At 48.9% G+C, this 9,561-nt stretch carries 11 protein-coding genes and 1 tRNA gene; all 12 read right to left on the minus strand.

What is annotated here, in order from left to right; translation table 11 throughout:
* A partial coding sequence (locus tag ACKOVI_RS03800; protein WP_509602703.1) for a hypothetical protein occupies positions 1 to 495 on the minus strand: 495 nt, incomplete at its 3' end.
* A 118-nt stretch (positions 496 to 613) separates the two neighbouring features.
* Positions 614 to 1,066 carry a DinB family protein gene (locus tag ACKOVI_RS03805; RefSeq protein ID WP_509602704.1) on the minus strand — a complete coding sequence of 151 codons (453 nt, stop codon included), beginning with the start codon at positions 1,064 to 1,066 and terminating at the stop codon, positions 614 to 616.
* Complete coding sequence (locus ACKOVI_RS03810) at positions 1,067 to 2,302, minus strand: sugar ABC transporter permease (RefSeq protein ID WP_509602705.1); 1,236 nt, start codon at positions 2,300 to 2,302, stop codon at positions 1,067 to 1,069. It lies immediately after the preceding gene.
* A complete protein-coding gene (locus ACKOVI_RS03815; RefSeq protein ID WP_509602706.1) occupies positions 2,302 to 3,057 on the minus strand; it encodes an ATP-binding cassette domain-containing protein in 756 nt (251 codons plus the stop codon). Before ACKOVI_RS03815 ends, ACKOVI_RS03810 begins: the two co-directional genes overlap by 1 nt.
* A 145-nt stretch (positions 3,058 to 3,202) precedes the next feature.
* Positions 3,203 to 4,240 (minus strand): sugar ABC transporter substrate-binding protein, encoded by a 1,038-nt coding sequence (locus ACKOVI_RS03820; RefSeq protein ID WP_509602707.1) that lies wholly within the window; start codon positions 4,238 to 4,240, stop codon positions 3,203 to 3,205.
* A gap of 299 nt (positions 4,241 to 4,539) precedes the next feature.
* Positions 4,540 to 5,667 (minus strand): branched-chain amino acid ABC transporter substrate-binding protein, encoded by a 1,128-nt coding sequence (locus ACKOVI_RS03825; protein ID WP_509602708.1) that lies wholly within the window; start codon positions 5,665 to 5,667, stop codon positions 4,540 to 4,542.
* A gap of 119 nt (positions 5,668 to 5,786) precedes the next feature.
* A tRNA-Lys gene (locus ACKOVI_RS03830) sits at positions 5,787 to 5,862 on the minus strand.
* Between the two features lie 73 nt (positions 5,863 to 5,935).
* On the minus strand, positions 5,936 to 6,289 hold the full coding sequence (locus ACKOVI_RS03835; RefSeq protein WP_509602709.1) for a hypothetical protein: 354 nt from the start codon (positions 6,287 to 6,289) through the stop codon (positions 5,936 to 5,938).
* Complete coding sequence (locus ACKOVI_RS03840; RefSeq protein WP_509602710.1) at positions 6,289 to 6,900, minus strand: hypothetical protein; 612 nt, start codon at positions 6,898 to 6,900, stop codon at positions 6,289 to 6,291. The genes ACKOVI_RS03835 and ACKOVI_RS03840 overlap by 1 nt, the downstream gene beginning before the upstream one ends.
* Positions 6,900 to 7,784 carry a collagen-like triple helix repeat-containing protein gene (locus ACKOVI_RS03845; RefSeq protein ID WP_509602711.1) on the minus strand — a complete coding sequence of 295 codons (885 nt, stop codon included), beginning with the start codon at positions 7,782 to 7,784 and terminating at the stop codon, positions 6,900 to 6,902. Before ACKOVI_RS03845 ends, ACKOVI_RS03840 begins: the two co-directional genes overlap by 1 nt.
* Complete coding sequence (locus tag ACKOVI_RS03850; protein WP_509602712.1) at positions 7,781 to 9,289, minus strand: hypothetical protein; 1,509 nt, start codon at positions 9,287 to 9,289, stop codon at positions 7,781 to 7,783. The genes ACKOVI_RS03845 and ACKOVI_RS03850 overlap by 4 nt, the downstream gene beginning before the upstream one ends.
* On the minus strand, positions 9,282 to 9,561 hold a 280-nt coding region (locus ACKOVI_RS03855), incomplete at its 5' end, for a S24/S26 family peptidase (RefSeq protein WP_509602713.1). The genes ACKOVI_RS03855 and ACKOVI_RS03850, both read right to left, overlap by 8 nt.

Below are 9,561 nucleotides of genomic sequence, written 5' to 3' on the forward strand. Positions count from 1 at the left end.
TGCAGTCAGCTGTTCTGCACCTGTGTCATCGCGTGATGAAGAGCTAGCAGGAATGCGTCGACCTTCATGGCTGAGCGAGAGATAAAGAGACAATGGCACTGCATAATCCAGAACAATCTCTTCTACTCGTGCAGTATCAGCAACTGGTTTCGAGAATCGGACAACGAGGTGTCCTTGAATTGCACCACGGTGGCGAAGCTGGAACATGAGTAATTTTTGATCGTCGGACCAGTTATTTGGATTGCGACCTAATGCAATATCTGCCGCATCGCGGTCCCACGAACGCCATTCGGCGCTTGTAAATGTTTTCCCCTTACGGCCATCGTCGAACCCATATTCGCCAGCGAAGGTCAGAGAGTCATCAGCGTTGAGTAAACTGATGCGGGCACAGCATGCGCTAAGAGATGCAAGGTGATCGAGCACTAATGCTCGTGAAATCTCATCGGGTGTTGGGTGATAACTCAACCACTCGATAAAGGTGCGAATCTCATTCATATCTAGGACCCTCTCAGATTGCTCTGACATGGATACCGTAGGGAATGCCCCCTTTTTATGCGCTGTGATAACCAGTTTTGACCAGTCAAAATGCGACTGGTCGCTGGCTGGTCAGCGCCTAGAGTTGAGCGTGGAGTGAGCGTAACTGCTCGATATGGGCCTTCATGTGCTCGTGCGCCTTCTCGACCATCGCTGCCAAAGTAAATTCTTGGCCATCGTCACCAGTCGTTATCCGCTCCCAAGCCTCATCTTCGACGAGGGTAAGCACATCTACAACTACAGCACGCAAACCTGCGATCGCAGCGAGGGATTTGGCTATCGAGCGCTTCTCATAGTGCAGAGCGGTGGGATAACGCTCTTCCTCAAAGTAGACCAATCGCGGGTTATCACTGCCGAGTGTGTGGAGATAGCGAGAGGCGAAATGAAGTTCGCCATCGGCCAGGTGATGGATGATGTACGCGGCAGACCATTCGCCTTCTGGTGCGATCTGCCGTGATCGCTCGGGGAACAGGGCAAGTACATCGAGAAGTTCAGTCGTCTGTCTCTGAAAACTTTCCATCGCAGAATGCATTTAGCGGCTCACCACTCCGCCTCGACGACGCGCAAGTGCATCGATGGTTGCAGCCAGGAGAAGGACTCCACCTTGTACCAGATAGTTAATACCCGATGCCATTTGCAATAGGCCTAAGCCGTTATCAATCATTGAAATAACTACAGCTCCGATTGCAGCATGCGCAAGACGACCTCGACCACCAAAGAGGCTAACTCCGCCCACAACAGCTGCTGCAACGCCTGAGAGAACAATTGTTCGCCCAGCAGATCCATCAACAGAGCCGATTCGACTTGCGTGGAAAACCCCTGAAATTACTGCGAAAAACGCGCAAATCACAAAGGCAGCAATGCGAATTCTTACAACATTAATTCCTGCGCGACGAGCTGCCTCTGGGTTGCCTCCGACAGCATAAAGGTGACGACCAAATCGAGTGCGATCGAGAACAAATGTTCCGATAAATAAAATGGCGATGGTGATTGGAACAACGATTGGAACACCAAGAATTGGTATCGAGCCTTGGCTTCTATTCTGATTGAGGAAAAATACTGAAACAGCACCAATAAGACCGAGACTCGAGAGTTTCATAAACACGATTGATATTGGCTTATTTACGAGGCCAAGCACTGATCTGCGACGTCGATCAAACATCGAAATGAGGTAGGAGAGCCCAAGCGAAATAATAATCATGGCCCATCCACCCCACTGAGGCAGATTCTGGTTCATGATTGCAAGTACTTTAGTATCTTCAACACGATAGACGCCGCCTTCTCCAAGAAGTACGAGCTGCATGCCTTGGAAGCCCAAGAAAAATGCGAGAGTCACGACGAATGAAGGGACGCCGATTTTGGCGACCATAAAACCAATAATGAATCCGATAACAAGTCCGACTGCGAATGCTGCAATCATCGCCGGAATGAGTCCCCAGCCTTGGACTTTTACCAATTGAATATAGACGGCCATGGCAACACCTGCAGTAACGCCAGCTGCCAAATCGATTTCAGCAAGCAAAATCACAAAGACGAGTGCAGCTGCCAACATGGTGAGCTCAGCTGATTGAACAAATAGATTTGCAAAATTCAGTTTAGTAACAAAGAACGGGCTAGCAATTTGAAACATAACTGTAAGAACTAAAATTGCGAAGATCGCTGGGACGGATCCCATTTCACCACCCTTGAGGCGGCGAATATAAGCCGTGAATTGATCCTTAACTGTGCCTTCGTGGCCGCTAGCAAGTGAATCTACGAGCTGTGACATTAGAGAGCTCCTTCTTGTGTCTTAGCGCCAGTGATATAGGCAACGACTTCATCGTAATTAGTCTCTTTAGCATTGAGGTTTGCAACCATCTTGCCTAAGTAGAGAACTGAAATTTGGTGTGCAATTTTAAATACATCGCCGAGATTGTGGCTGATGATGATGACCGCTACACCTTGTTCCGCAAGGCGCTTTACAAGGTTTAGCACCTGCTCAGTCTGAGCGACACCGAGCGCAGCAGTTGGTTCATCGAGAATTACGAGTTTTGCCTCACGAAGGACAGAGCGTGCGATTGCAACTGTTTGGCGCTGTCCACCTGAGAGCGAGGAAACTTTCTGGCGCACAGACTTAACTGTCTTTACTGACAGACTTTGGAGTGCCTTTGTCGCTCGGAGCTCCATCTCTGGTTCGTTGAGTGTTCCTGACTTCATATCCTCTTTACCGAGAAACATATTCTGAACGATGTCAAGGTTTTCGCAGAGTGCGAGATCTTGATACACAACTTCAATTCCGAGTGAGCCTGCAGCTACCGGAGAACTAATCTCAACGGGAGAACCTGCAAAGCGAACATAGCCTTCATCAAAAGGCTGTACTCCTGAGAGCCCTTTAATCAACGTGGACTTACCAGCACCGTTATCGCCAACCAGAGCAGTTACTTGGCCAGCGTAAGCAGAGAAATCAATGCCTTTAAGAACATCGACAGGGCCGAAGCTCTTTCGAATTCCTGTTAATTCAATGACGGGTACGGAATTGGTCACGTGTAGCTCATTTCTGAAAAATTATTCTTACTAAAATCTATTGGTCGCAATCTAGTTAATAGGCCTATAAGAACCTAGAAAGGAACCTAGCGCCTTTCGACACTAGGTTCCTTTACTAAGTTCTACCTCTGATTAATCAGATGTATTACTTAACACCGTACTTTGCACATGCTGCCTTAACAGCTGCTGTACAAATATCTGATGCCTTTGCATCCCCTGCCTTAACAACATCCTTGACGTTAGCCTGCTTGATCAAAATTGGTGTTGATGCGAAGAAAGGTGTTCCATCAGCGAGCTTCTTTGGAGCTACTGGCTTCTTACCCTGGAGCAACTGCACAGCAAGATCTGCTGCAACCTTTGCCTCAACCTTGAAAGGCTTGTAAACAGTAGCTGTCTGGTATCCGAGGAGAACGTTCTGAAGACCCGCTACAGATGCATCCTGGCCCGAGATAACTGCCTTCTGGTTGTTCTTGTTAAGGATTGTGATGATTGAAGCTGCGTTGTTGTCGTTAGGTGCGAGAACAGCATCGACCTTACCCTTGACAGCTGTGTAAGCCTGCTCGAAGTATGTACCAGCTGTTGGTCCATCCCATGTGCCCTTCATTGTGAAAGCAGCCTTAGCGCCAGCCTTCTTAAGAACAGCAAGTGCTCCATCAAGGAACATCTTTGCGTTTCCGTCAGCAGGATCTCCAGATGAGTAAATGATGCTTGCGGTCTTGATGTCCTTCTTTGCAGCCTTGAGGCCGTCAACGATTGTCTGACCTTGGAATGCTCCAACAGTCGTGTTATCGAATGAAACGTAGTATGAAGCGCCAGCGATTGGACGATCGTATGCAATAACAGCGATGCCCTGTGCCTTTGCCTTAGTTGCAACTGCTGCACCAGCACCCTGGTAGTCAACAAGAATCATGACGCCACAACCCTTAGCGAGCTGCTGATCTGCAATTGTTGCAAACTTTGCTGTGTCCTTCTGTGCGTTCTGAATATCAGTTTCGAATCCAGCCTTCTTCAAGATTGCTTCGAGTGCCGGGCGATCACCTGGCTCCCAACGTGTTCCTGAATCTGAGTCAGGGAGAATTACGCAAGCACGCTTGCTTGTTGCAGCCTGTGAAGCTGAAACGCCTGTCATCGCTACAGCTGATGCTGCAAGCGCAACGAGGGCAACCTTTACGGTCTTCTTCATCTATGAATTACCTTTCATAATGTCTTAGGGCACGCAAACAAAGGTGACCTAAGAGCTGATTTGTGGGAACACTACTGACACCGTTTAGAAATAGAAAGTGAGTCTACGCATGGAGTGAAATAACGGTTATATAACTCTTGAGGCTTCAATCGCCGAGTGATACAGACAATCGTGAGGAGTGGGCCCTGTCAGGCTCGAACCGACGACCCACGGATGAGGAGTTCTATCACTGCGTGGAAAATAGAAAGCAAAGAGCGGGTGGGAACTCCCACCCGCTCTCGACTGTCCCGTTCAGTTAATTACTTGATAGGCCCTAGCAGAACAATCTTGCCGTTCTTGACTACAAAGCCATTGACATCTACTCCAGATACTTCACCAGTTGAGTCGAACTTAAGTGTCTTAGAGAGACCCTTAGATGACTTAGTGGAGATGTACTTGTTGATTGATGCTCGGTCTTTATTGCCGGCCTTGATGGCTTCTAGGAAGAAGTTAGCAGCATCGTATGACTCAGTGGTGTAAACGCCAGGAGCCCAACCAAGCTTTACCATTTCAGCTGCAAGCTTTGGCGATGCGGTCTCCATTGGGACTGCCGGCGCTGAAAGGATTACACCTTCAGCTGATTTACGAGCTAGCTTGACGAACTGATTATCAAGAACTCCGTCGCCTGCAGCGAAGACAATCTTTGATCCAGAGTCACGGAGCTGCTTCACAAATACCGCAGCTTGCGAGAAGTAACCGGTGTACACGATGGCATTTGCACCAGATTTCTTAACCTTGGCGATTACTGGTGAGAAGTCAGTAGTTCCGGCAGGAGTCGTATCTTTACCAACCACTTTTCCAGCCAAGGTAAAGATTGCAGTCTTAGATAGTCCAACTGAGTAATCGGATGAGTCGTTTACGACAAATACCTTGGCATTCTTTACTTGCGTAACAACCAAACGCGCTAACGCTGGACCTTGATAATCATCGGTCAGAACGGCGCGGTGAAAAATAGACTTACCAAAGTCATACAAAGTTGGGTTAGTGGCAGATGGTGTAATGACAGAGAGGCCCCCTGCGAGATAGACCGGCAATGAGACTTTTGATGCACCAGAGAAAGATGGACCTACGAGGGCAACAACGCAATCTTCCTGTGCAACCTTAGGGGCGATTGGAGCTGCTACTGCTGGATCTCCCTGATCATCTACCTGATAAACATTCGGATCCACGTTGACCTTTGGATTTGCTGCAATGAATTTCTTCAGCGCAAATCTCACTCCGTTGAGTGCGTTAATTCCCAATGCCGCATCAGCGCCGGTAAGTGGGCCCTGGTAGGCAATTTTGAGCTTGCCAGAACACGCTGCAGATGCCGATGGTGCGACAGCGGCTAAGGATGCTGTCGCAACAGCAACTGAGGCCACAACCGCAAAGAGGCGATTCTTCTTCATATTTCTCTCTTTTCGTTGGAGGGATTACAAAACCCATTCTAGAATATGATTGAAATTTCAACTACCTGAGAGCCTGGAATGGGATGAACTTCCCACTATGTGATATCACTTGACGGTGCTGGTGGGCCCTGTCGGGCTCGAACCGACGACCCACGGATTAAAAGTCCGTTGCTCTACCGACTGAGCTAAAGGCCCCAAATAAGCTTTTTCACGCGTGATACAGGTGGAAGAGTATCAGCCGGGCTAGATACTCCCTAATTTACACGGCTTATAGACCGATGAGGTTGAGGATGTAACCGAAGAATGGAATCACAACAATCATTTTTCCGTTGATGTTATTTCCTTCAACGGATTCTAGGAATGTGCCGTTGGTGACCGCGTAAGTAGTACCTGCAACTGATGTTACCTGTCCCAAAATTGGTGAGAGTTCTTTGCTCTGGGAAGTTGCTACAACTTTTTCGCCAACTCCATAAGCATCAGCTTTCTGTGTCACGACGATTGATGATGCTGCAGATCCCACAGCGGTCTTAAATCCAGAGTGTGGATGCTCGATGCGGAATCCCAACACATAGAGAAGAACGAGTGCAACTGCAGCAATCAGAAATGTCTTTGAACGAGCCATTATCGTGAACTCCTTGTCGCGCTCTTTGTTGTTGCTTTACGAATTGTCTTCTTTGGTGCCGCCTTCTTTACTGTCTTTGTTGAACTCTTTGTCTTAGCTGGACTCTTTGCCACGGGCTTTGCAGCGCGTGACTCTGATTTAGCGATGATTGAATTAAGCCATTCTTCGACATCATCATCTTGTGAAACAGCAGGCTGAGGTGAAACCGTCTGGATAAATTTTGGCGCTTCCGCATCTTCTTCTGTAACAGGTCGCTCCGCTTTGCTCTTCTTAGAAACGGCCCTTGCTTTGAGAAGCTCGGTAGCTTTTGCAATCACTGCCTTGTAATCGAAAGCAACTTTATTTTTTGCGCTTTTCTCTTTCTCTGCTTCTGCTGCTGCTTGTTCTGCGGCACCCGCTGCAGATGACATGCCAAGCATCAAGCGAGATGTGCGTGAATCCGGGCGACCAGTGCCACGCCAGGTGGCAACCTCAATAACGCTGCCATTTGAGAGATGGCCTACGACGAGCTTCTGGCCATCTGGGAGGTCGATAACAAGCGGTGATTCATCCTGCTTGATGGGCAGAGAGCTGACTTCAGGCGTACTTTTCGCTTCTTCTTTCTTTGCCATTAGCCAAGCTCAAATCCGACAGCATCATTGATATCACGTGCACTGATTTCGCTGAGAGTCAGGGCAGTTGATCCTCGAGTGACAACGCAACCATCTGTCGCTTCGATAGAGAACTGACGAGCATCTCCAGTACCGGTCCAGTTGGTTCCGGTAAGGGTCTTTGTGCAAGTGATTTCATCGTTAGGCGTGAGAGCAGAATACTTATTTGCAATGGCGCCATCTCCATAGAGTGCGCCTGTTCCGCGAATCGTAAAGGTCACTCTAAAAGTTGTATTGGCGCAGGCAGCTTTAATATTGCTGGCAACAATCTGATTGATTGCAAACTTTCCGCCCGCAAAGGTGTGCTTAAGTTGAATATCTACAGAATCATCACAGGTTCCTGCGGTGAGTGTTCCCGCACCAAATCCGCCACCTACACCGCCACCAGTTCCGTTAGTGCCATTAGTTCCATTAGTTCCATTGGCACCGTTGAGGCCATTAGCGCCAACTTTTCCGTTGCAGATATAAGCCTGTCCGTTGGTAGAAGTGACTACGACGCCACCAGTTGGGCAGTTTGGATCGCCGATATTAAGTAGCGCGGTCGTCACTGATGTACCAGCAGGGCCAGCAATTCCATTAGCGCCAGCAGGACCTGCTGGACCAGTAGGACCTGCAACTCCATCAGCACCTGCGGGGCCCGTTGCACCGGTAGCTCCAACTGCTCCTGGCTGGCCCTCTGGACCTACCAATAAAGTCAATACTTGATTGATATCGGTATTGGTGAGACCAGTATTTCCACCAAGGAGAAAGTTCTGAGTGCTATTGGAATCGGCTGCGAAAGTGACGCCGATACCAGTCATGACAAAGAGAAGTGAGATGACTAGTGAACGATTGAGATATTTCATAGCGCATCCTCCATCTCTCTCTGCCGTGTTGCATGTTCTCCCGATGCTATGACCACGGAATAAAGCGCGTGGATAAAGCCAGGAACCAGTCCGAGAAGTATAAAGGCTCGAGACTTACTAGTGACAGCGAGCGGTAAGAGCTGAATCAGCGAATAAACCGCGAAGGTGCACGCCACAACGATGGCAGCTTCGATTGCCAGGTTTCGCGGAGCATGGCCAGTGATAAATCGGCCCCATTTTGGGAAGACGACAAAGAGCAAGAAATATGGGGCTGAGATAACTATGGCTGCCAAGAAGGTTGCACTCATCTGATTGGTCCAGACATAGACCAATAGCAAAGTACCTAAGAATAAGGTTGTGGCAAGACCTGGTGAGACCACGCGCGCCATAGTGAGTTTCTCATCAGCAACTGAATCGCTGGAGATGGATTCGGCAACAAGAAACTTAGCAAAGATAACAGCTGCAACGAGTGCAGCCATTGGCCAGCGCAAGGTATCTGAAGCCTGACGATTGATGACCAGTGAATCAGTAAGAATTATTGCCATCACAACCGATACTCCACCGACCAGTGCTGCAAGAAGAGAGGCAAGCAAGCGCGAAGCGCTCTCGGAGAGCCTCTTAAAATCATTGCCGATGGTGAGCTTTACCAGAGATGCAATCATCGCCGGGAAGTACCATGCTAAGGAAAATGTCACCGCAACTAGCAAACTTCGAACATTGGTTACATTGCCTAGTCCTACATGCATGAAGCCGAGTGAGAGTGCAAGCACAATTCCTGTGGTTGCATCGAGTGCGCCAATCGCCGCACAGATCATAAAGAGTGCAACTGGACCGTTAGGAATAGCTGCATCGATTTGAATTTTTAGAGCAGTAAAGATTCCAAGCGGAATGGCTAACCACGGCAAAATCGACCATACCGTTGGTGATAGTCGGTGAAGCTGCTCACCTGAATGAAGCGCGACATAACGCGAAAGTGAATTGCCCTCAGATGCCAAGCGCGTATTTCGGAACTTGTAGATAAATGAATTCGATTCGACCTGACGGCGGCCAAAACTCAATTGGCGATAGCGGCGACTGCGCACGGCGGTGAAGATCGCGGTGATGCCGGCAAAGATCAGTGCCAGCAATCGCAAATCGGTTGGAATTTCAGCGATGCGATAGGTCTCGCGCGCCTTAATCTGCACGCCGGCAACAACGGTCTTCGTTCCATCTGCCTCAACTGCCTGGATAACATATCCCCCAGGCGTGAGGCTCTTCGGAATATTGAGGATGTAGCTGTAACTACCATTTGAACTTTTGGCGCTCTGCTGGAAGACGAGTGGAGTGATGTCGCCGCCTTCTAGCTGCATCTTCCAGGTGCCATTGCTACCAGGACCACCCAAGACAATCGATTGGGTCTTGCCATTCTCCCAAGTAAGGAAGGGCACGTTTACCGTGGTGGCAGCGCTTGCTGGGCCGGCGATGAAGAGTGAGGCGAGGAGAAGAGTCATGAGCTTCTTAATCACGTGAGCCTCCCTTCAAAGTATCAATCACGAACCAAAGCCCCACAAGGAGGGGAATCAAAGTAAAGAGAAGCCTGCGATTAAAGAGGAGTCCCAGCTTTGGAATCGTCAAAATCACTGTTCCTAAAACATCTGCACCCTTTGGCTTTTGAATATCGGGAGAAGGGTTGTTATCACCCTTCATCAACCAACCATCCAACGCATTGCCACCGATGATGCGGTGAGTAAAGACGCCTACCGGTGTGCCATTAAATTGACGAGCCTGATAGGCAATG

The sequence above is a fragment of the Candidatus Planktophila sp. genome (genome assembly GCF_046070465.1).
Classification (GTDB): Bacteria; Actinomycetota; Actinomycetes; order Nanopelagicales; family Nanopelagicaceae; genus Planktophila.